This is a genomic window from Bacteroides sp. AM23-12, from assembly GCF_003434395.1.
GTDB lineage: Bacteria > Bacteroidota > Bacteroidia > Bacteroidales > Bacteroidaceae > Bacteroides > Bacteroides thetaiotaomicron.
In genome coordinates this window covers 88,642-112,211 of sequence record NZ_QTLF01000007.1, presented here as the reverse complement: position 1 = coordinate 112,211, position 23,570 = coordinate 88,642, and the positions used below count along the sequence as shown (strand labels likewise).

General features: G+C 36.9%; 23 protein-coding genes. 2 read left to right on the top strand and 21 right to left on the bottom strand.

Features of this window, described 5'->3' with window-relative positions; genetic code table 11:
• The first annotated feature begins 5 nt into the window (after positions 1–5).
• Together ansB and DW640_RS09360 are read left to right on the top strand one after the other, a co-directional pair.
• The gene (gene ansB / locus DW640_RS09365) at positions 6–1,064 is read left to right on the top strand and encodes an L-asparaginase 2 (protein ID WP_008762008.1); all 1,059 of its coding nucleotides are present in this window, start codon (positions 6–8) and stop codon (positions 1,062–1,064) included.
• A 15-nt stretch (positions 1,065–1,079) separates the two neighbouring features.
• Complete coding sequence (locus DW640_RS09360) at positions 1,080–2,249, top strand: porin (RefSeq protein WP_117577954.1); 1,170 nt, start codon at positions 1,080–1,082, stop codon at positions 2,247–2,249.
• A gap of 80 nt (positions 2,250–2,329) precedes the next feature.
• Here the strand turns inward: DW640_RS09360 and DW640_RS09355 are convergent, their stop codons facing one another.
• The 21 genes from DW640_RS09355 to DW640_RS09255 form a co-directional block, all read right to left on the bottom strand.
• Positions 2,330–2,551 (bottom strand): DUF2795 domain-containing protein, encoded by a 222-nt coding sequence (locus DW640_RS09355; protein WP_002558131.1) that lies wholly within the window; start codon positions 2,549–2,551, stop codon positions 2,330–2,332.
• 64 nt (positions 2,552–2,615) lie between these two features.
• Positions 2,616–3,179, bottom strand: a complete 564-nt coding sequence (locus DW640_RS09350) for a cob(I)yrinic acid a,c-diamide adenosyltransferase (RefSeq protein WP_117577952.1) — start codon at positions 3,177–3,179, stop codon at positions 2,616–2,618.
• Between the two features lie 51 nt (positions 3,180–3,230).
• On the bottom strand, positions 3,231–3,854 hold the full coding sequence (locus DW640_RS09345) for a hypothetical protein (protein ID WP_199610312.1): 624 nt from the start codon (positions 3,852–3,854) through the stop codon (positions 3,231–3,233).
• Between the two features lie 109 nt (positions 3,855–3,963).
• Entirely contained in the window at positions 3,964–4,647 is a 684-nt protein-coding gene (locus tag DW640_RS09340) for an energy transducer TonB (RefSeq protein ID WP_011108463.1), read from the bottom strand.
• A 185-nt stretch (positions 4,648–4,832) separates the two neighbouring features.
• Positions 4,833–5,855: a WG repeat-containing protein gene (locus tag DW640_RS09335; protein ID WP_117577948.1), complete on the bottom strand. Its 1,023-nt coding sequence runs from the start codon at positions 5,853–5,855 to the stop codon at positions 4,833–4,835.
• A gap of 37 nt (positions 5,856–5,892) precedes the next feature.
• A complete protein-coding gene (locus DW640_RS09330) occupies positions 5,893–6,393 on the bottom strand; it encodes a YbjN domain-containing protein (RefSeq protein ID WP_117577946.1) in 501 nt (166 codons plus the stop codon).
• A gap of 51 nt (positions 6,394–6,444) precedes the next feature.
• Positions 6,445–6,810 carry a hypothetical protein gene (locus DW640_RS09325; protein WP_117577944.1) on the bottom strand — a complete coding sequence of 122 codons (366 nt, stop codon included), beginning with the start codon at positions 6,808–6,810 and terminating at the stop codon, positions 6,445–6,447.
• 27 nt (positions 6,811–6,837) lie between these two features.
• Positions 6,838–7,197, bottom strand: a complete 360-nt coding sequence (locus DW640_RS09320) for a YkvA family protein (protein WP_117577942.1) — start codon at positions 7,195–7,197, stop codon at positions 6,838–6,840.
• 33 nt (positions 7,198–7,230) lie between these two features.
• The gene (locus tag DW640_RS23950) at positions 7,231–7,824 is read right to left on the bottom strand and encodes a hypothetical protein (RefSeq protein ID WP_225722196.1); all 594 of its coding nucleotides are present in this window, start codon (positions 7,822–7,824) and stop codon (positions 7,231–7,233) included.
• A gap of 13 nt (positions 7,825–7,837) precedes the next feature.
• Positions 7,838–8,209: a LytTR family transcriptional regulator DNA-binding domain-containing protein gene (locus tag DW640_RS23710; RefSeq protein ID WP_117577976.1), complete on the bottom strand. Its 372-nt coding sequence runs from the start codon at positions 8,207–8,209 to the stop codon at positions 7,838–7,840.
• Positions 8,210–8,292: 83 nt separating this feature from the next.
• Entirely contained in the window at positions 8,293–8,721 is a 429-nt protein-coding gene (locus tag DW640_RS09305; protein WP_117577940.1) for a hypothetical protein, read from the bottom strand.
• 451 nt (positions 8,722–9,172) lie between these two features.
• Complete coding sequence (locus DW640_RS09300) at positions 9,173–9,730, bottom strand: hypothetical protein (protein ID WP_117577938.1); 558 nt, start codon at positions 9,728–9,730, stop codon at positions 9,173–9,175.
• Between the two features lie 19 nt (positions 9,731–9,749).
• Positions 9,750–10,094 (bottom strand): hypothetical protein, encoded by a 345-nt coding sequence (locus tag DW640_RS09295; RefSeq protein WP_117577936.1) that lies wholly within the window; start codon positions 10,092–10,094, stop codon positions 9,750–9,752.
• Positions 10,091–10,546 carry a protein DA1 gene (locus DW640_RS09290; RefSeq protein ID WP_158562594.1) on the bottom strand — a complete coding sequence of 152 codons (456 nt, stop codon included), beginning with the start codon at positions 10,544–10,546 and terminating at the stop codon, positions 10,091–10,093. The genes DW640_RS09295 and DW640_RS09290 overlap by 4 nt, the downstream gene beginning before the upstream one ends.
• Positions 10,547–10,697: 151 nt before the next feature.
• The gene (locus DW640_RS09285; RefSeq protein ID WP_117577933.1) at positions 10,698–12,200 is read right to left on the bottom strand and encodes an Hsp70 family protein; all 1,503 of its coding nucleotides are present in this window, start codon (positions 12,198–12,200) and stop codon (positions 10,698–10,700) included.
• 29 nt (positions 12,201–12,229) lie between these two features.
• A complete protein-coding gene (locus DW640_RS09280) occupies positions 12,230–14,341 on the bottom strand; it encodes a hypothetical protein (protein WP_117577931.1) in 2,112 nt (703 codons plus the stop codon).
• A gap of 18 nt (positions 14,342–14,359) precedes the next feature.
• Complete coding sequence (locus DW640_RS09275) at positions 14,360–17,665, bottom strand: hypothetical protein (RefSeq protein ID WP_117577929.1); 3,306 nt, start codon at positions 17,663–17,665, stop codon at positions 14,360–14,362.
• Positions 17,666–17,668: 3 nt separating this feature from the next.
• Positions 17,669–18,880, bottom strand: coding sequence for a hypothetical protein (locus DW640_RS09270; RefSeq protein WP_117577927.1), 1,212 nt, complete (start codon positions 18,878–18,880; stop codon positions 17,669–17,671).
• A gap of 2 nt (positions 18,881–18,882) precedes the next feature.
• Entirely contained in the window at positions 18,883–20,463 is a 1,581-nt protein-coding gene (locus DW640_RS09265; protein ID WP_158562593.1) for an Hsp70 family protein, read from the bottom strand.
• 50 nt (positions 20,464–20,513) lie between these two features.
• Positions 20,514–21,944, bottom strand: a complete 1,431-nt coding sequence (locus DW640_RS09260) for a hypothetical protein (RefSeq protein ID WP_117577923.1) — start codon at positions 21,942–21,944, stop codon at positions 20,514–20,516.
• Positions 21,941–23,557 (bottom strand): Hsp70 family protein, encoded by a 1,617-nt coding sequence (locus DW640_RS09255; protein ID WP_117577921.1) that lies wholly within the window; start codon positions 23,555–23,557, stop codon positions 21,941–21,943. Before DW640_RS09255 ends, DW640_RS09260 begins: the two co-directional genes overlap by 4 nt.
• Positions 23,558–23,570 lie beyond the last annotated feature (13 nt).

Below are 23,570 nucleotides of genomic sequence, written 5' to 3'. Positions count from 1 at the left end.
CAGTTATGAAACAAATTAAGAAATTAGGCCTGGTAGTAGTAACACTACTATTATCCGCAACAATGGCATTTGCCGCAAAACCGAATATCCACATCCTTGCTACCGGAGGAACCATTGCCGGAACAGGAAGCTCGGCTACGGGCACCAGCTATACGGCAGGACAAGTTGCTATCGGTGCATTGCTGGATGCAGTCCCCGAAATCAAAGATATCGCCAATGTAACCGGCGAACAGATTGTGAGAATCGGTTCACAGGACATGAATGACGAAGTCTGGCTGACACTTGCCAAGAAAATCAACGAGTTATTAAAACGACCGGATATCGACGGAATCGTGATTACTCATGGAACGGATACGATGGAAGAGACTGCTTACTTTCTGAATCTGACTGTCAAAAGTGACAAGCCTGTTGTATTGGTAGGTGCCATGCGCCCCTCTACAGCATTAAGTGCCGACGGTCCGCTGAATCTTTATAATGCAGTAGTTACCGCTGCAGCTAAAGAATCAAAAGACAAAGGTGTACTGGTTGCCATGAACGGTCTGATTCTAGGTGCAGAAAGCGTAGTTAAAATGAACACGGTCGATGTACAGACTTTCCAGGCTCCCAACTCCGGCGCATTGGGATATGTACTGAACGGTAAAGTATGTTATAATCAGATCACACTGAAGAAACATACCACCCAATCCGTATTTGATGTCACCAAACTGACTTCATTGCCCAAAGTCGGCATCGTATACAGCTATTCCAATATTGAAGCCGATATGATGACTCCGTTGCTCAACAACGGATATAAAGGAATCATTCATGCAGGAGTCGGAAACGGTAATATCCATAAAAACATATTTCCGTCATTGATAGACGCCCGCAGAAAAGGCATTGTAGTCGTTCGTTCTTCCCGCGTACCGACTGGTCCTACCACTCTTGATGCGGAAGTGGATGACGCCAAGTATCAGTTTGTAGCCTCTCAGGAATTGAATCCACAAAAGTCACGTGTACTATTGATGCTTGCGCTGACCAAAACCACGGACTGGAAACAAATTCAGGAATACTTTAACGAATACTAAAAACCGGACCTACTTATGAAAAAATTAATGTTTATGCTACTCCTTGCGGGTAGCATACAGGCAATGTATGCCCAAAAGTTCTCCCCCAACACTCCTCTTTTCGAGGAACTGACAGACGTAAAAAAGAAAACGGATAAGTTCAACTTATACCTGAATATGCAAGGAAGTTTTGACGCTCATTTCCAGAATGGATTTCAGGAAGGTGACTTCAATATGCACCAGCTCCGCATCGAAGCGAAAGGAAATATCAACAACTGGCTTTCTTACCGTTACCGCCAGCGTCTCAACCGCTCGAACGACGGAAACAATATGATAGACAACCTCCCGACCTCCATCGACTGGGCAGGCATCGGTATCAAGCTCAACGATAAGTTCAACCTGTTTGCCGGTAAACAAAGTGCCAACTATGGCGGCTTCGAGTTTGACCTCAACCCGATCGATGTCTATCAATATTGTGATATGATCGATTACATGAGTAACTTCCTGACCGGTCTGAATGCAAGTTATAACATTACTCCCGATCAGCAACTTAATCTGCAGATATTGAACAGCCGCAATAGCTCTTTCGACAACACTTACGGAATCACAGAGGATGCGGAGGGTAATCTCCCCGATCTGAAATCCGGAAAAATGCCGCTGGTCTATACCTTAAACTGGATTGGCAATTTTAATAATGTATTTAAAACCCGCTGGTCGGCCTCTGTGATGAACGAAGCCAAAGATCATAATATGTATTACTATGCTGTAGGAAATGAACTGAATCTCGGAAAGTGGAACGCCTTTGTCGACTTCATGTACTCAAAAGAAGAGATTGACCGTAAAGGGATTATCACCGGCATCGTCGGTCGCCCGGGCGGACACAATGCGTTTGATACAGGTTATTTATCCGTAGTAGCCAAGTGTAACTACCGTTTCCTCCCGAAATGGAATGTCTTCGTGAAAGGAATGTATGAAACGGCTTCCGTAACCAAAGCCTCCGAAGGGATAGAAAAAGGTAACTACCGTACCTCCTGGGGGTATCTGGCAGGTATCGAATTTTATCCGATGGAAACCAACCTGCATTTCTTCGTGACCTATGTAGGACGTTCTTATGACTTCACCTCCCGTGCCAAAGTGCTGGGACAAGAGAATTACAGTACCAACCGGATTTCGGTAGGATTCATCTGGCAGATGCCGGTCTTTTAATATTGTATGAGAATAAAAAATACCCGATAGCCGTGTGAAAGCTATCGGGTATTTTTATATGTTCGGTTTCTTTTTCTAAATCAATACTCTTCCTCGTTAAAAAAGAAATCTTCTTTACTAGGATAATCCGGCCAAATATCTTCGATACTCTCATAGATTTCGCCTTCATCTTCCATCTCTTGCAGATTCTCTATCACTTCAAGAGGAGCACCCGAACGCATAGCGTAATCAATCAATTCGTCCTTGGTCGCCGGCCAGGGAGCATCTTCCAGTTTCGATGCTAATTCCAATGTCCAATACATAATCTTGAGTATTAAAAAGTGAATACTTATTTTCTATTTTTCGGCAAAAGTATAATAAAATCTATCATTTCCAACTATTATCCCAGAATATTTCACTATTTTGTTCATCAAAATTAATTTTTCGGGATAAAACAAACAAATAATCTGATAATCTGTTGACAAAAGCTAACACTTCGGGAGAAATTGTACAAGTTTCGGACAGAGTCAGAATGCGACGTTCGGCTCTTCGACAAATCGTACGGCACACATGACAAACAGCCGCTCCACGGCTACCTCCGGGTATGATAAAGGCACAAAGTTCGGGCAGTTGTTCATCCAGCTTATCAATCTCGCGCTCGATGCGTTCCACATCTTCCGGAGTAAGGATACTGGCGGCTTTCAGTTGTGTTTTTTCCTGGTCAGTTGCCAGATGTGAACCGATAGAGAATAGCTTATGCTGTATACTCAGGATAAAATCCCAGTCTGCCTCATCCAGCAAATACGTATTCAGCCATCCCAGATGGGAATTAAGTTCGTCAATTGTTCCGTATGCTTCCAAACGAATATGGGTCTTCGGAACGCGGCTTCCGCCAACAAGACTGGTAGTTCCTTTGTCACCGGTCTTTGTATATACAAGGCTTTTTTTCATAAACGTCTATTTTTCATCATTACTATATATAAGATTAACGTATAAAGGTGATCAGAAGTTGACGATATAATGCTGTTTAATCTTTGTTGTATCAAAAAAAAGCAAGCCTGCATCATACAAGTCAAAAGTGATTCCCACCCGCTCATCATTCTGTAACTGTTTCCAAAGATTTTTCATTGCCTTTGAATAGCAGATCCCATGAACGACAAACAAACTATTCGGAGTAGTCCGACGGGAACAGATGTTAAAAACTTCTTCCAGCAAAGCCGGATTCCGATAGTCATTCAGATACAGAAAGTCTACCGGAGTATCGGCATCCAGAAAGAGCTCTGATAAGTCAGAAGCAAAAAGATACCCGGCAGAAGGTTTGGCTGATTGTAAATATAAGGAGGCTGCCGAGGGCTTTCCTACTTCTATGATAGTGGCCGGTTGCACTTTATTCACCAGGCGGAACAACAGACGGTTGATTCTTGGTATTCCTTTCTCCCATCTCTGTGTTGTGATCCGCTTTTTCTGTTCCACCTTCAGCAGGTCGTATGCATAATAAGGCATCTTCTCATAAATCACATCTGTGATCAGACTGAAAGCAAAAGGAGAGTGCACACCATATCCACAACGGTAGCGGAAACGGGAGAGCCGGATAAAAGGTCTTTTTAGGTAATACAGAAGATTCATAAACCAGTCTTTCATTTTTTTTGTTCGTGACGCAAAGATATATTATTTTATTGAAAAAAGGGCCGGCTCCCGCGGTGGACCGACCCTTTTAATCATTTATTTCAAGTAACTACTGCAGTCTGAATACTACAGGTACAGTATATTTTACTCGAACTTTCTTACCGTTCTGCACTCCGGGCTTCCACTTTGGCATTCCACTTATCACACGGATAGCTTCTTTATCCAGGTAAGCATCTACCCCTCGTACAACTGTCGGATTAGTAATCGATCCGTCTTTGTCTACGACAAACTGAACAATTACACGTCCTTGTGAGCCCATCTCCTGAGACATTGTCGGATATTTGATATGAGTACTCAAATATTTCAGCAATTCAGCTGAACCACCGGGAAATTCGGGCATGACTTCTACACTTACGTGAATAACATCTTCCTCAACTTCTTTAGTTTCCACTACTGGCGGTACCCAAACAACCTTGTAAGGTTCATTCACATTGTCTGGTACTACTGAAACGTTATCCGTCACCTCTTCGGTATCATCTACTATTTCGAACAATTCTGTTACTTTAGTTTCCGGTGGAGGAGGCGGTTCCAGTTTCTCTTCAGGGAATGTGATTGGAACGAGCTCCGTTACAAAGATGGATTCATCATCAGATGATACTGCCGCAACTCTTACATCATGCTGTGTCCATTCGAACGATACGAACATGAAAGCAAGCGCAACAACCAAACCCATCAACAACCAAGAACCTCTTTGATTCTCAATTGCAGCCTTTTTTGATTTTTTGGCTTCCATAAAAAATGTGTTTAAGTAATTAATAATAGAAAATATATAGTATATACACTACTTTTCGTTTTCTGTCTTAAGCATTACTTAAAGTGCTCTCTAGCTGCAATAAATATAGTATTTTTATGGATAGGATGTAACTTTGCTTCTTGTTTATTTTATTCTTTTTCCTTCTTTTGGATAAAATTTATGAATTAATCCTCATATCGGACGACCTGCCCCCTCCTGTCAACAATTACCCTCGAATACATGTCTTTCAAGGCACACAAGAATAAATCTTTGCTAAGTACAGTAATGTTATGATAAACAGGTGCAGTAAGAGGCTTCCCCTTTTCATCCATCAACCCGTATAGATTGTAGCTACCATAACTATAAATTCCGGTAGGCTTCATGATTGTTCCTTCGCCGTCTTCCGTCCTTTCCATCGTATCGTAATCCAGTGAAGTCACATCGTGATAAACATTCTTATTCAGTATCTTCCCATCATAGGCGATTTGCAACTGAAATCCATCCGGTCTGTCTGCCACCAAATAGTCATCTAATAGTTCAATGCTTCTATATTCTGCGGGAACAAGCACCTGCAAGGAATCATCCAACACTCCATACATCTTTCCGTCATTAAAAACTCTTTTCCCATATTGCGGATTTTGTATATACTCATAAGACGGTTTCAGCACCCATTCCCCTTTTTTATTGATGATGCCACATTTCCCGGTTGCATCATACATACTACTATGCCCATCGTGAAACACAAGCCCAACTTGCTTCTTATTATCTTTAGCATAAGGAAACTGAAAATCAATCACAGTCTTTCCTTGATGATCAATAAATCCAACCTTATTATTCAGTACTACAGCTGCCAAGCCTTCGGAGAAGATCCAGGCATGTGTATATTGTGCCGGTATCACATTCGCTCCTGTATAACGGTCAAAATATCCACGTTTGAAGTTCTTGGAATAAACAACTAATGAATCGGTATATGCATCCGCTGCAAACAGCCAGTCAATACCGTCAATCGTGGTTTTTCCGGTAGTCATATTACGTATACTATATTTCTCGTCGCTGATAAAAGAACAACACTCACTGCTGTAGATATCAGCCAATTGCTCGTCACTCTCATAATGTTCACAGAAGCCGATAGTTAACATAGTGCTAACCCAAAGCAGGCACAATACTGCAATTGCGGCCAAAGCTTTTCCAAAAGTTATCTTTTTCATTTTGTCTTTATTTCACCCCTCCAATCAGATTATCATTTTAGTTCACTTCACCAACCACAATATTCTTATTTGCCACCTGTAATAGAATATTCTCTGGGCGTTGGTAAACAATACACATGATGTCCGGAATACAAACATCCAAAGCATTATAACAAGAGAATATCATAGCATTAATAATCCTGTCATTTATAGCTCCATCGTCTGTATTTACAAGCATCACAGCCACCACTTCTCCATCATTCGCATCCATACTCATACAAACTCCAGGATTATCATAATTGAAATTATTGATTTTCCATAATACAGCTTCCCTCTTCTCCTGAGGTACTTTCACCGGTAATGACATATGGCAACGCATCCACGCTCCTTCTTCATTGTAAATAATATAGACATTGATTCCCATTCCATTATTTTCCATATTGAAAGAGAACAGATTATGTTCTTCATCAGACGTATACTTGGCTTCTGCACGATCCAAAAATTCTTGGATATGTAAGCGCAAAGACTTTACTATTATTAATTCTTCCACAGTTTTCATATTTATTTTTTCCTTTCTCTGTTATTACATTAATTTCTTTTCAATCAGATGCTATCCTTTCCTGGCAATAATCACCTCTTTCGCCCCATCCTCATAATATACCATCGGCAGCATTTCTTCAGGCATATCCTCTCCAATCAGACAATAATTCACGCCTCTAACCTCTCCTTTACGGAAAATATCCCCTTTTCTAGCAGCCTCTTCATTAGACTTACAGAATAGAAAGTTTCTGAAGAAACGTGTTTCAGTAGCATAATCTTCTTCATCAAAACAAGGAAACAGTTCACTGTTTTGTAGAATAACTAATGGTCCGCTATCCCTTTGGCACTGATTCTTAATATCTTGAATGCCATGATATACATGTCCAAGAATCTCAATACCCTTGTTACAAGGTTGGTGTGTAATAATAGTTTTCATATCGCAATTTATTTTTTAAAGACATGTTTATGGCACTATCTCACATTTTGCCTTTGGAAACCATTTTTCCAACGTATTTTCAACTTCCGACTCTATTTCAGGAGTTATGTGTTTTTTCACTTTATTGTAGGCGAGCATTATCGCCGCAATCTCATCCACCCATCCTAAAACAGAAAAACGCTTTGCTGATATTAAACTAACCGGAAGGATCAGATAAGAAAGAGCCGAAACAATCATAATTTTATCAGAAGATGGAGTATCCGGACTTTTCAACACATAGTAAAGGCATAACGCTGGTCGTATAGATTCACGGCCAACACTCTTACCTATACTCTTTATATTCTCAAATAATTGATTCAAATCACAAAAAACACTATTTGTATCCATAATTATAATATTTATTGATTAAACATTTATTTGCTAACGGAAAAACTCCACAATCATTCTGTCGACTATTTCCGTCACAAATTTCTCGCCCTTTTTATAAGAAAATTGTCTTCTGATCCGATCAGGGGTACCAACAAAACTGCTTGAAGAGGCCATGCCTTCATCTTTGAATTCGATTTCAATATATACTAAACAACCGCCTTTACTTTTCACTCCTCTTATATATTGCAGCGAAAGAGAACTATAACAGTCATTAGTTTCTTCGTTTTTCTCGGTCAACTTTATTTCCTCGTCAGCTATAAGCCCCTTTTTATCCCGCGCCACAGTATCTAAAAGCCTTTTATTCAGCCGGGACACAATCTCACAAAGGTGTATATAATTAAAGTCACTCCTCTTTCTACGACGTTCCTCCCGTCTAGCTTCCCGCTCCTCCCTTTCTTGTTTCCGTTTAGGAGTTAATTCACAAATCCAATAAGTGTCCCTCAATTCTTCGCATATTTGTAGTGCAGATTGCTCACTCTCTCTCAAAATCTTATTTGCCTCTTCCTGAGTATCATATACACCTACCAAATATTCTTCCCGAGCAAAGGTATCCTCGCCCCACACTTCATATACTACTTCTTTCATGACTGTTTACATTTTAAATACTCGGATATTTTTCCTTTAGTTTCCTCATAAACGGAGTACTTATCCGTAAAGTCTCCATTCCATCAAACGGTGGAAGCAATACACATCTCTTATCCCTTATCTGATCCAGATAGCTTACATTAACTATAAAAGATTGATTAACCTGAATAAAACAGGGATGATAGCTCAAAATTTTCTGAGAATTCGTACTCCGTTTCAACATTAAAGTATGTTGATTACATAACACAGCTTCCCATTGATTACTTCTGGAATTGTATCGAAAATAACCGATATGCTCCAAACGAAGCAATTGTAGATTCCCTGTCATAGTGGTTGATAAAAAGATCTTATTCTGATCTTTTGCTATATCAGCAGAATACCCCATAGTAAATTCTTCCCTTGTTATAATATCCATAATATAAATATTTACCTATTGAACTTTAGATTATTACGCAAAAGAAAACATACCTAATCAATAACTTTAGAAGACACCTTTCGACCAGCCAACCGATCAAATTCAGTTTGAATATGCGACATTACAACATTATCCAACTTCACTTGTTTTATTACTCCCCAGATCTGAGGGATCGCAAAAGGCCACCAAACGCAGAAAGTTAATATAGCTGGTATAGCCTGTTGACCGAAAATACCAACGCCAGCTTTTACATACACATGAGGATTCGCAGGTGAGATTAAAATCTTTAAAGCTGTCTGAAGTCCTAATACTGCTTTAAAAAGATTTCCCTTCTTAACTGAAATATCCCATTCACCTGACGGTAACTTTACACCATCAACTTCATAACCATCATAGCGCAAAGTAGACATCAAACTACTAGCTACATCGTCAGCGTAACCCGATACATCATAAAATAACTGTGTAGATTTAAAAAGTCCCATATTCTTTCTATTTTACTGTTTGACTATACTGATAAAAAATGGGAGTAAGTTCTATAAATCAAGTGGCACATTTAAGTTATTTAAACAATTAGGCATTGAGGAAGTGGATATCACCCAAATAGATGAATGAATGTAGAACGGCATCTGCACTTGATAGATTAGGAGGGGGAGAAATGAAGGACGAACATCTATATCATTTTTATCAATATCACACCTAACTGTTTCAAAATTTGATATAAACCAGTATCCGATTATCCCCGCAAAGGACACAATATCAAATGCTCAGCATCAATTTACAGACGTAAAACATGATAATTATTAACTATATGAACAATTAAATACAGAGGCATTTTATGCTCTGTATTTAAAAGAAGATAATCATAGAGTTCATTTTCATATATTACTATAAACTCTCTAGATCGTTTTAAATTCGTTCTTCACATCTACAATACTAATAAAATTTTATATCCAAAATTGCAGTTTTGAGCTTATTAAAAGAGTTTTCCTTAGCTTGAACATTTGCCTCAAAATCCTTCTTAAGATCCTGTCCTGTAGAGTTTCCCATTGGCAAAGGACGCCCAAGAGAAGCAATAGACATTACTACCCCAAACAGGCTTACACCTACATGCTCAATATCTCCGCCATTTTTTTCCCAAAAACTCTTGCTAAATTTAAGATCACCAATAGTCTTTTGTATCTGTTTAACAACTTCAATTTCACCTAAATAAAAATAGCAAGTCATTAAACCTAAATATGCCAATAATAACCGTTCTCTTTTTTCTAGTATAATCGCTTGGTTAAAACGATCTACTGCCGTCAACAGAACCTGCCTATAAGTATATGAAGAACTAATCTGTTTAGCCTGTTCTAATAAAGCTAAACCTGATTCAAACTCCTTTTTAACTAATTTATCAATTTTGCCATCCACACTTTCCACTATTTTGAAATAAGTTGCAATTGAAATAGCAAGATTCTTTGTTGCAAATATCGTACTTATTAAGCTTATCATAAAATTCAAAATTAGTTATTTAACCACCTCCTAATTGATAATCATTCGATGCGTAAAGAACACGTTTAAAACATTTGGAACAAGTGACTAATGTTCTTGTTTCATTAGGCATCTCTTTTAAATATATATAAGTATTACAATGAGGACATTTCAGATAGTAAGTCTTACATTGTTCACAATAAAACAAATTAAGTGTTCGATAATCAGAATCTTGTTTTTGAGAACGAGATTCGCCACTCATAAAATGATCAAGACCATTTAAAATGAAACCACAAACAGCCAAGCCAAGACCTTCTTTCTCTTTTAAATCTTTAAATTTAGACCAAGACAAAAGGACTGTATTACAGTATGGACACTTGCTCATATGTCATATTTTAATAATATTAGTAGCTGTTGCCAACCTAAAGTATCAAGTTTACGCTTCATAAGTCGAAAGCCATCACCATAGATTTCATCAGTTCTTGCAGCAACAATTCTCGCTTCACTGTTACTATTAAGAGCAAAATCTGAAAATAAAATTTGGTGCGAAAGTAGTTGACAAAAACCTTCACATTCCATATCATTTAGTTTAATCTCATTTTCAAAGAGCCATACATGGCCTAATTCGTGAGCAAGAACCGACTTGAAATATACATAAGGAAGATCTTCTAACACCCATATATCATAAGTTTTAAACACAGTGGGTATACAAAGACCTGATGCAGATTCGTGTAGTTCTTCCATTTCTTGATGAGTTTTTATAAAATATCGAACCTTATCTTCATTTATTTGTATACCCAAAGTATTAAGAGTACACAACGCTTCCTTAACTCCCATATCTAAATGTTTACTATCATAAATGGGAATAATTCCGTTAAATGTATTTGGAAAGTCTAATAGATAAAAGGATGATAATGTCATATTTATAACTCAATAAAAAAATGTGTAATGTCGGCAAAGTAAAATACCATGCCGACATTTTTTATTATTAAACTTTCAATGTTAATGTTGTAGGAGCACAGTACTGCGGATAATGAGATTTAAAAGTATTCCACATATTCCAATCTACAACATATTCTCCATCTTTACAACTCTCAGATAATGCAATTAGCTCATCTTGTGTTGAAGAAGTCACTGGTATCTCGTAAGTTTCGAAATCTAAATTACCAGATATATTAATATCGAACACCGTAATAACAACAGCCATATTATTCTTTGTATGCTGTAGTGAGATTTCCACATCGCCCAAACAAACATTATTATCAGCCAACCTTTCGTTACCTTGAAGTACTTTAGAAATTAATTTCGGCTGTCCTACATTAACTGTCGCGAAGTTCGCGGCTTTGATAGGAAGTTTTGTTCCCTCTTTCACCAATATCGCATTGATAGAATCGGAATCTACACGGAGATCTGTACCTAATGTCTTAGGACATAGCGGTACAACCGTGTCATCATCAGGGTCAATAACACATTGTTTCAACATATGATGATATAAAGCAGCCCCTAGAACAACTGCCGTATCCATATTAGGAGCTAAAAAGGGCTCTCTGCCAACACAATTTCTTACCGCTTCTTTTACAACCGGATGCTTGCATGAACCACCAACTAAAATAAAACGGTCAATATCATCAATTTCTTTATTATTCTTCTTAACAGTACTGACTATTTTATCAGTAATCTCTGTTATATACGTATGGATAATACGCTCATAAGTTGATCTATCGATTGTGGTGTTTATGTACTGACATGAAATAGCTGCGGTATCGCTTACAGAGAGTTCTATTTTCACTTTTTCTGCGATTTCTTTGAGTTCCAATTCAGAACGGTATCCAGTAGCCCCTTGCTCTATCATATATTTAACAATAGCATTATCAAAATCATCACCACCTAATTTATGATTACCATCAGGTATAAGTGGATTATATTTCGCTTTACCATCTTTACATGTATATTCAAGTACAGTCACATCAAATGTACCACCACCCAGATCGACAACAGTCAAAAGGCTACTTTGGTTACGATTTTGCCCATACATAATGGCAGCCGCAGTTGGTTCGTCAAGAAGCGCTATCGGATTCCATCCAGCATTGATAGCAGCTTCACGAGTAGCATTCCGTTCTCTGAATCCGAAATATGCGGGGACAGTGATAACGACGTCTGTCAATGTATCGTTAAGATATTCTTCAGCTCCTTTCTTTAGATACTTGAGAATTAGACTAGCCGCCATAACAGGAGTTATTTCTTTTCCTGACATATGATAAGTAACATCAGTACCCATATCACGTTTAGTCGATTTAAGAATTTTCTCAGGAGAAAGTGGAATACGCCGTTTTGCTTCATGGCCTACAGTGACTCCGCCATTGTCTTCAAACATGATTACAGAAGGCGTCGTCTCATATCCCTTTATAGGGATTACTTTTGTACGACCATTTTCGTACAAACTTACAGCACTATTTGTAGTGCCTAAGTCAATTCCAATAATTCTTGCCATATTTTTTAATATTATAGATTGAAAATATATTAAATATTAGGTATTGAAACAATTGCTTTCCGATTATAATGATCCGGTGCTATTGAAATGCCAACTTGAAGTACATCTGCAATTAGAGATGAGTTCGTATATAGCTTTCTCGTATGTTCATCAGGTGTAAAAAGGTCAAATACATCACACTTGGCATTGAACATGAATTTGGCATCATCCATCTCATCTACAAAAAGTCCCGGGTATATCAGAATGATATTATAGTCGGCAAATAGTGCCTTCATACGCATAAAGGCATCTTCAATAGTGCAAATATCAAATCCCATGGAAATAAGTTGAGGATGAATCCAATCCACTTGAGCATACAAATACAAACGCGTCAATTTACTAAAACTATCCGTTTTAGCGATTTCTTTAAGAAATCCGGAAGTTAGTCTAGCCGCAAGTTCCTCATCCTTTAAATCATAAATGCTATCAACCCCAAAATAACCTTTAATATCGTTCAAAACATGAGACTCCCATTGTTCATAGTATGACTCAACTCCATTGTCTAATCCAATGCCGGACATCAATGGATTCACTATTCGCTTCATCATTTGCTCAGATGAGACATTAGCAAATGCAGCTCGCAATTCCGAACAAACCACACATAAAGTAGTATCTATTTTAGTTATCAAATATTGTTGTTTACTGATCTGTTCAAAACGCTTTTCAGTTTTATTCAATTGAACTTGAAATTGCATTTGTTGATTTATCAATTTATCTTTTTCAGCACTAACTTCTTTAATTATATTATCTTTTGTGGCTAAATGACCAGTCAATGCCTCAACCTTTCTTACTTGAATACTTTTTTCTTTATTCAGTTTTTGAATCTCGGCAGTTAAGTCTTTAAAATTATGATTAAGATCGAATATCTGCTTTTGAGCTTTTGTGTTCAATTCTCGAAGCTTACTCTTTATATCATCTCGTGCTTTCTCAGCCTCTACTGTTTTTTTCTGCCATTGTGTCGCTCTTTCCTCTGCATCATTTATTTTATCCTGTGTACCTTGCAACTCTGATTGTACTTTCTCTACCTGTTCCTTAAGTGCACCTACATCTTCTTTCTGCAAATTATTTAAATACTCTAATTCTTTAACCTGTGAAACATAATGTTTTTCTTTCTCTTTAAGTTTGAGGATTTCCTCTTTTAAAGCCGACTTTGAGGACGTTTCTTTTCCTAGCCTACCAATTTTGCACACAAATCCTTTTATTTTAGATATTAATCCTCCTTCAGCCTCCTGTTTATGTTTTATTTTGCATGCGAAGAAAATTATTGCCAAAGCACCAAGTGTTCCTCCTATAATCCATTTCCATTCCCAGCACTCCTGTAAAAAACGCAAAATAATATTATCATCCGGCACTTTTTCAATTTGAATAACTTGAGAATTGCCTAATTCATCACAATAATTATAATCATCATGAATAAATTTTGCTTTTATTAGTATCTTATAAGATCCAGCGGATAAATTACTTGGGATAATCCATTTAGTAGAATCAGAACGATCAGATGACAATTCTATTTCTTTAGATAAAGAATCTCTTAGAATCACATGTAGGTCTTCATATTTCCAATTTATATTAGATAGTTTCATTTGTATTTTTATCGTACGAACAGTGGTATCTCTTTGCTGTTTAGAATGATCATCAATCAGCGAAAATCTATGTGCAAAATTTGAACGTAAATACTTCAAATGAAGCTCATTTTGATCATCAAGTGGCTCTATGCGGAAATATTCTTTATTAACCAAAGTTGCAATGATCGGTAGACTATCTTTTTCTAATATAATTTTAGTACTACTATACTGAGCAGTATAGTCATACCCAGTATGTGAGCTAGTCTTTTCGCCATTTTTAGTCACCCAAGACACTACCATCCTGTTAAATTTACATTTCTGTCCTGTCCTCCCAATAACTAATGCAGTCTTTTCAAACTTATTCCCCAATACTAATACTGAATCTCTACCATCTTTACCTTTCAAAACAAATGAATGTTCTATATTGGAAAAGAAGTTGCTTGTTCCTAAATTAATATTCTGCTCTTGTGCAAATAAATTAGTCTCCGGCAAAAAGCCTAAGAAAACACAGAGAATTATCAAAGTTTTATTTTTCATATTCTTCATTATATTAGTTTACATATATGGCCACATACTACGACGAAACGACTCATTATCCTGAATATCAATCACCATCGGAGCAGAAGCTTCGTTTGTGATAATTCCCGCATGGAATACCATTTCGTTATGTTCATTAACAACGATCCGAACTGGTACCTGAACTAAATCGATACGCGGATTCACAACTACAGAACGAGGGCTAAACTCAAACATGACAGAAATCAATTCCCTATTCTCTTCATCCCAATCTTTTGCAGGATCAGTTGAATATGACTGTACAAAATACGCCATTGGACTGCCGGATAGGTTTATCTTTGTTCCCCGAGTACTACCATCCGCACGATATATGTCCGTATCATATTGATAAATAAATACCCCATTCGTAGAATTAAATTCCAAGTTGGGCTCTTTTGTAGGCTTTGTAGTAGGAGACAATAATTCAACGTAAGTTGTTCGTCCATCCGGTTTCGTGTAAATCAGACCGTATGATGCATATATATTTTTATTTATTATCTTTACAGAACTACCTTCACCACAATAGGTAGTTGCAAAACTTAAAGCACCATTAACCACAATCTTTTTAAGATCATCACCTTTAATACGAATTACATAAACATCAGATGAACTATTATTCCAACGATATACAGCCTCCATCAAAGAATGTTCTATTCCTCTAGAAGAATCACCAAACTGCACGCTTCGTCCAGAAAGGACAACAGTATCAATCGGTACATTGCCCTCTTCTTTATTATAAATCGTAAAAAAGTTATCTAATAATCGACCTGTACATTCATTGATGAATTCTTGCACAGCATGATGTTCCCGGAGCTTCTTCAAATCAATCTCAACATCACTAAATGATATATTCTGATCACCTACCAATATTTGTTCTCCATTAAAATCATCACAAATGATTAAATCATCCGTAAACAGCAATGGTTTCACAAAGTTCTTGATAAAATGCTTCAATATTCCAGATAAACGCATCAAATTTGCATCAACAGAAGATTCAATAAGTATTCTCGGAAACTGAGGGTGTGTCTCAATCAATGCAGTAGCCAAAATATAGTCGAGATAGTTCCCAGCTTTATTAAGACCGATTTTAGCTTCAATGTTGACCGTACGTTCACTATCACTATCTTTCTTTATCGAAAGATAGGTGAGATCCAATGTTCCTGCTCCCATGTCATAAACCAATATATGTTCAATGTTATCAAGAATCTTCTGCTTGCACACTTCATCACGGTCTATATTTAGCGAATGCCATTTACTTAAATAATAACTGGCAATAGCATCAGACTCACTAACAAACCATATGTAATCTTTACGTATTTGCGGAAAGTTCTGAATAATTACATTCCGTAAATGATCAACATGCCGAGGAGTATAAGTATTAGGAATTGACAATATAAGTTTATTAACAGGCTCTGATGTAGTACCTATTTCAGGAACAATAAAGTCTAAAAATAAACTACGATAGACTGCTACAAATATCTCATCTACAGATAACGGTTTTTCCGCAAAATTAATCTCCTTCTTATCGGTATTCAGCTGTTTATATTGTAATGAGGAAAAATCAAATGATAGGGGTAACTGTTTATAACCGACCAATGACTTTACATAAGGCAATACAGCGCTACTTCCATAAAACTGTGGTTCGGATGGTGATAACCGTACAAAAGCATTTCGATATTCAGCAGTTTGCAAGACACCGTGATTGTATAAGAGAACATTAGAAGACAAAAATGGAGAACCTTGTTCAAACCTTGGACCTCTTAATTTTTGCGCAAACACTGACAGGAGTGCCTCTGAACGTTGATCTAAGTTCAGAACTTTAGATCCACGGTTGCTACCGTCACCATAAGCAGCAACAGTAGCAGAAGTACCAAAATCTATACACAGCCAATTTGTACCCGGGTCCTTTTCTATTATTTGTTCAATAGTTCCTACAAAGTGCATCAAAATCCCAGAATCAACCCCTGTTCCTTCTATATCCTCAATATAATCAAAATCAATCGTAGTGCTCACAGACACACAATCATCCATATCTAAAACCTTGGAATGAAGGAGAGTATATACCAACTCTATATTTGAACCAGGGGCATTAACAAATTTCATATTATCCTCCAGTTCACCCTGAACTCGTACTTCTACCGCATCGACCAAAGTACTATTCCTTGAAAGTTCCGCCATATTTGACAATTGATGTTTTACAACCAAGTTTCTCACATACACAGCAGCTCCGAGGTTTTCGGACTCATTTTCCGCCAGATTTCCAATTGTCACATGAAACAAATCAGTTGTTCCTGCAAATCGCACTTTCCCCCCTGGTATATACTGGATCCATTTGGCTTTTCCAATATTCAAATGGTCTCCAAGTTTCAGTTCACATCCATTCACCTTTACAGCCAGTTGTGTCAGTTGCCGATCACGAAATACCGTAAATGTTTCAGCCTTTGATTCAATAATGCGATTATTCAAATTTTGGATGGATAACGTAAAACTATATTCTTCAAAATCAGACACAGGATTACAAAGCTGTGTCATGTCAAGATAAATAGGGATTCTTATCTCATTTTGCGCGACGATACTTTTCAGCAACAAAGATTGCTGATCAATTGTTTTTTCCAAAACGGATTGTATCTGATCCGATGCACAGCGAACACCGACACCAACGTCAAAATAGGGATTACTTTCAATTATCTCGGTCAAATCCCCCCACAACGCAAGGTTCTCATTAAACACACGATTAAAACGTAAATCAATCTTAAGATCCAACATCATGGCATAACGCAAGAAGCATTTGTTTTCTACAACAAATTCTCCAATATTAACAATTTGATGTTGATAAGTGATACTAGGATAACTCAGTTCCATCCGATAGGAAGGAACAGGTATAGCCTTTTGCAACATAATCAGAACATCAAACTCTTCATTAACAATAGTATCAGATACCGTTTTTTGTGCATAGACTTTAATTCGAACAGTAAACTGCGTCAAATTTAAATCACTACAATCATGTATTGCTGAATCATCAAGAATAATCAGATAAGGGTTATTATAACTTTTGATACTTAGATTGTTAAGTTGTGCCCCCTCAATGCCCTCCAAGATACCTGTAAAACGAATTCTTACAAGATTTAATGGGTCATAAGTAACACTATCTGGTATTCCTGATATTTCAACCCACATTTTATAGAATGAAAGTTCGATATGCTTCAAATGGCCAAAAAACGATTTCTGTTCTGGAAAATCCAATGATTTAGAAGCAATGATGGTTTCCCCATTTTGCCCTCCGAAATATTTTGTTAATAGCATCATAATTTATATTTTAAATGTACCATTATCTTTATACTCCAAATTATTTTTGACTATTAACAAGACAATAGCTATCGCAATGATTACAAAAACGATTATAAAAATCCAACCCCACACGCTTGCAGCTACATCCTGGTTATCAGTCCAAAAAGAAGCTTTATACAAAACTTGGCTTAAAGGAATAAAGCCCAAGATCTTTGTATCTGATTCAAAAATGACATGAATTTCCCGATTAAGTCCTTTTGCCCCTTGCAATTCAGAACCATCCGGATGAAGCACTGTACGGTTATAAACACCATCCTTCAGTCGTACCCAAGATTTAAGAGACAAATTAATATCAGGAGAGTTTTGTTCTCGCGGCAAATCCAACTCAAATGATTCATATCCATTCAATGTTATAATATCATAATTTAAGAGCTGTACCTCTGTTTTCATCAACTCATAGTTGGGGTTATCATAAGAATGAGACAAACCAAAATTTACACGATAGCCAGACTTCGTTCTTTTAGCCGTAACTTCATGTGGAAAGTCAGCAATTGCTTCAAGTGAGAAATATTGCTGAAGGGGAACAAATTCGTATAGATCCATATACCCACCATCTAGTGTTTTTTCTGCAATCCAACGGCAAAAATAATTATGAGCCACTTTTTCGACAGTTTTAATGATTTCTGATCGTTTTGCCACTGTAAATCCCTCAACATGCTTCAACTCATCATAATAATCATTATTACCATTATACTTAAAATCTGATATAAGAATCAAGTAAGTTCTATTCACATAATTATTATCATCAGCTTTCGCTTGAAAAGCAAGAAAAGAGTAAGGTTTTGCAATACTTGTTACAGAATAGTAGACACCTGAAAATCGGGTATTCTGTACAGAGTTCCATAATAAAGCAATATCCCTCTTATCTGCAAACGGTTTCATTACAAAACATTTTTTCACATAATCATCTATTCTAGATGACTGTTGATTCAAACAATAGTTACCCCAAGACATAACACCTTTTTCTACCCCTTCCTCATTAAGCAAAGAATTAATATACAAAGGAATTAAGTCCTTATTTGCATTACGAACCTCACCTGTCCAGAAATCTTGAATACCGGACCTCATATCTAGAGCAACTATGACGTGAGTCTGCTGTTCCTTAGACTGCTGAGCAAACAAAAAGGAAGTCCAGAAATATAAACCTATAATTATAAGATATGTTGATTTCATTATTAACTCATTTTTAACGTTTCATTAAATATAATATCCGAACCGTCCAATTGACTGTTACGAATACAACCATTCACTTTAACAGTTGTAGAATCTGCTTCCAATTCCAGTTCAATCGGTATTTTTTCTAATGATCTACCATGTGCATAAATAGAGTATTTCGACAAATCAACATCTCCGACATGTAAAATATCCGAATCATTAGTATGTGTTCCATTTCCTTGATAAATAGATAATTTATCTAACAAAACCAAACTACAATCTTCATTATACCTTGTTGGGTAATATACCTGTCTCCCTATTGATGGTGTTACAGAATTTTCTTTAATCATTTGTTCTATTTGATGATTATATTTCTCAACACCTATAGCATGAGGTACTCGAGTAACCACAGAAAAAGCTTTTATAGAAGGACCAAAAGGGTTGATGCCTTCTACAAGAAGAGCCGAATATATCGCCGCACCTTTCGATACATTTAAAAATATATCCTCATCATCACTTTCTAAAAACTCAGCACACGAAAAGGAGTCTTTAAATAATCTCTGTATCAACGGAATTCTAGAAGTACCTCCAACAGGAACAATTGTATCTATGTTGACAGCATGAGTACCGGCTTTGGAAATCAATCGGTCTAAACAGCACTGAATTCTTCCTATTATGCTATTGTTTCCCATAGACATCAACGACTCTAATGTGTCTCGACTGATTTCAGTATCTATAAAAGTTCTTCCCGCAGAAGAAGGTAAATTCGTGACTATCACACTCGCGATATCAGATGACGACAATATCTTCTTTGCCTTTTCTACTTCGTTTAAAAGTAATCCTCTCAGCCTTTTCTGATCACACTTTGATAATGCATGGTAATCAATACCTTCACTCTGAATCACATATTCACAAAGCAAATTATCAATATCATCACCACCTAAATCAGATACACCATCATTGGCCAACACCTCAAACTCCACATTAACACGATTAATAGAAAACCTAACCAATGTCAAATCACACGTCCCTCCTCCGATGTCATAAACCAATAACGTCCTTTCACTGATATTCAATGACTTGTTTTGAAATAAAACATAGATTGCCGCAGCAACTGGTTCTGGCAATAATTCAATTTTCGGAATTAAACCAAAAACCTCTTTAAAAGCAATATTAGCCGCTTCTTTAATGATCTGATTCTGTAACTGCTTAAAATAATATGGCACTGTCAGCGTAACCATTTGAGGCAGCATCTCCAGCTCCGTAGATTTGACTTCTCGTAAAAGTCCTATCAAAATCTCCGATATAATTCTTTTTACATCAAAATTTCGTCCACCGACCTCCACTTCCTCCTCAAGAATCCGTCGTTTTATTGAATGGATTATATTTTCGGGTTCTAAGTTGCGACGATTGTAAGCCAATACCCCACCCTTCAATATTCCTGATTTAGATTCGTGGTATACCAAAGATGGGTACATAAAAGATCCAGTAACAGGTAAGCTATAAACGAAACTTCCCCTTCGATGCAGTTCATCTGCAAAAGACGAAATTACAGAATTAGAAGTTCCAAAATCCAACCCTATAGGAGGATTTAATCTCAATCCTGTGATTGGTTTACTATGTGACGGAAGAATTAACATGAGATAACAAATTAGATCTTACAATATGCTACAACTTTAGTTTTTTCAAGAATAACCTTCGGGCATCCCGGAAGATTTAAATCAAAACCAAGTGCGGTTGCCTCTTGAATGATTCCGGTTTCATATTCTGATTGTGGCTCTGTCGCTACTATATCACAAAATTCTTCCACATCATCATACTTAGTCCCATGTGTTACTTCGTTATGTATCGATACATTAAGAGTTAACAAGTAGTTCATCCATATAGTACGCATTGAACACAACATTTCGCTCCAACGCATCTCTGCAATATCTTCTGTTATAAGTCCGGAAACCTTATTAAGATCACTTCTTATGGCATTCACAAGGCGATATAAATCAGCAAATACATTCTTATATAATAACTTAATCAAACCATCCACCTCATCTTGGAACAGATTCGTATAATCATACAACAGATTATCAATCATAGAATCTTTTCCAGTCAAAACCTTCAATTTATCAATCAATGCCTGAGCAGCATCAATAATACACTGTAGTGCAAAATCATCATCATTTCCAACATCCATACGGTGTACTAAAGAAGACTGAATTTCTTTAATGCTTTCTTCTGAAATATCTTCATCTTTTGTCAATGAGACTAATATCAGTGATTCACTCTCCAAAACAGAAAACACCTCTGCTCTCTTATCATAAAGAGGACCATATTTATCCATTTGCAAAATTTTAAGCAGCAAAGATTTAAGTTTCAATTCAACACCATCCAAATATTTAAAATAGAGAAAAAACTGCTTTGTCTGAGTATTTGCAAGCTTGTTAAACAGAGGATTTGTAAAAACACTGGTTTTGATCCTCCAATAAGGAATATTTAAAGGTAATGGAAAAGAAGTATTCGGTTCAAGTTTATTTAACTGAACTTTAATAGCCATAGGTGTCACACTTTGGGCATCTTCCTCAATTACTTGTTTTAAAATATCTCCCCAACGCTTAGTTTCTTCTGAATCATTAATATGATTTGGCAAACAAATACAATCAAAATATTTCGACAATAATTCTGTCTGTAAAATTGCATTCGAAAATTCTTTGAAAGATTTCTCAAAGTCAAAATTGGCCTTAATAATAGTATCTTTCATATACTGCATTTGATCCTCAAGACGATTAATCAACGAGAATTGTTCTTTATAGAAACACTCTCGCTTTCTCACTTCTTCAAAATCCAATGACATCTTATCTATTTCATCCTTCATATTTTGCAACAAAACCATTTGCTCTTTTGAAAGAGGATTGAGAGATTCTTCATTGGTTTCTTCTATTTGATTCTCAGAAACCATTTCTTGACCAGATTCAACTATTTTTTCTTCCGATGTTGTTACAGAAGCCTCATTAATGTTCGCTTCCGAACCTTCTACCGGAACAGCATTTGGTGTGCGCATCAATATTTCATTCTTATTTTCTTCACTCATAATAAAGTTGTTACATTATTACCACTCTGATAAAAATCCAATGTTTTCTCTACGAAAAGATCTGACCCGTCTTCATTTCCACCTTTGACAGTAATCAAAGCTTTAATTGAAGTCGACTCAGCAATCAACTCAACTTTGATAATTATGTCACTTGGCTTACGACCATGAGCCCAAATCCTGGGAAATTCCACATAGCCGACATTAGCTGTTCCCTGACGTATATCAATCTTATTCAGTTCAACAAACTGCCCATCAGCAGATAAAGATTGCGGTTGATACAATTTAGTTCCCCTAGCCGGAGTCATAACATTCCGTCCTATTATCTGGTCCACCCGACCATTGGACGTAACAACACCAATCGAATGAGCCGTATTCTCAATTATTTCAACACTATCCCATCTGGCAAGATGATTATTCGCGTTATGATTCTTATCCAAGATACTGGCAGCCAATAGAGCTGCACCTCTTGCAACACCTTCACTTATATTACCTTCGAATATCTTATTATCCGAAAACTTTCGGCTAAGAAGTTTCTTGATGCAAGGTATACGACTTGAGCCTCCAATGAGCACAACACGATCAATATCGCTAAGTCTTAGACCAGAAGCGTCAACTGTTTCAGTTATTACATCATCTATTTTAGCGCAGAAGTCAACTTTTAAACCTAAATTTCCCTTAACGCAATCCGTGAATTCACTTTGTTGTATTACTTTATCTAAAGCTTTGGAATCATAAAAAAATGGTGCAACAATCATTGTGTCGTCCGGAGCAACAGACAAAGCACATTTACAACGTGTACTTTCTTTACTAAGTGCTAAAAGTATTCGATCTTTAATACTGCCTTTTTCAGGACAACTGTCAATATCAATACCCTCGGACGCGATAACATACTCCTTTAGAGATTCATCAAAGTCTTCACCGCCTAAGCGGGCATCCCCTCCGGTAGAAAGTACTTTAAATTTAACTGTTCTTTTATCTAGATCATTTAGTATGTGGAATACCGTAACGTCAAATGTCCCACCTCCCAAATCGAAAATCAGAACCTTGGCATCTTTTATGTCATTAGGATGCTCAAAAACGTAATCTAAACCTGCTGCAACCGGCTCTGGAATCAATCTTAAAAATATTTTATCCGAATAGCCGGGCCTCCCTTTATATAAACTATCCAAGGCTAGACGAACCGCCTCAACAGTATGCTGATTCTGTACTTCAGTAAAATAATAAGGCACAGATACAACTAACCCTTCCGGAACGAATGTTTTAGGAGATTCTACGTCCTCTGCCACTTTTAGTAATTCACGAAGTATTATAGAAGACAACTCAACAGGGGTTGTGGAAAAATCCCCTCTTCGTATGGTCGCATTTTGGTCCATTCCACGCTTAAAAGCAGAGAAATACATATCCGGCAATAATGCACCCTTATTCAAAGCAGCCTGCCCAACAATGTATTTTGTTCTGTCATTCACATCTTGCATAAACACCTTAGATGCCATCGTATATCCACCTTCCAAGGGTACATGATAAACATTAGCACCAACGTGTCCGGGAGTATTTTCCCATTTTGCAATTGCACTATATGTCGTGCCCAAATCTATACCAATAGGTACACCCATTTCTTTATTTTTA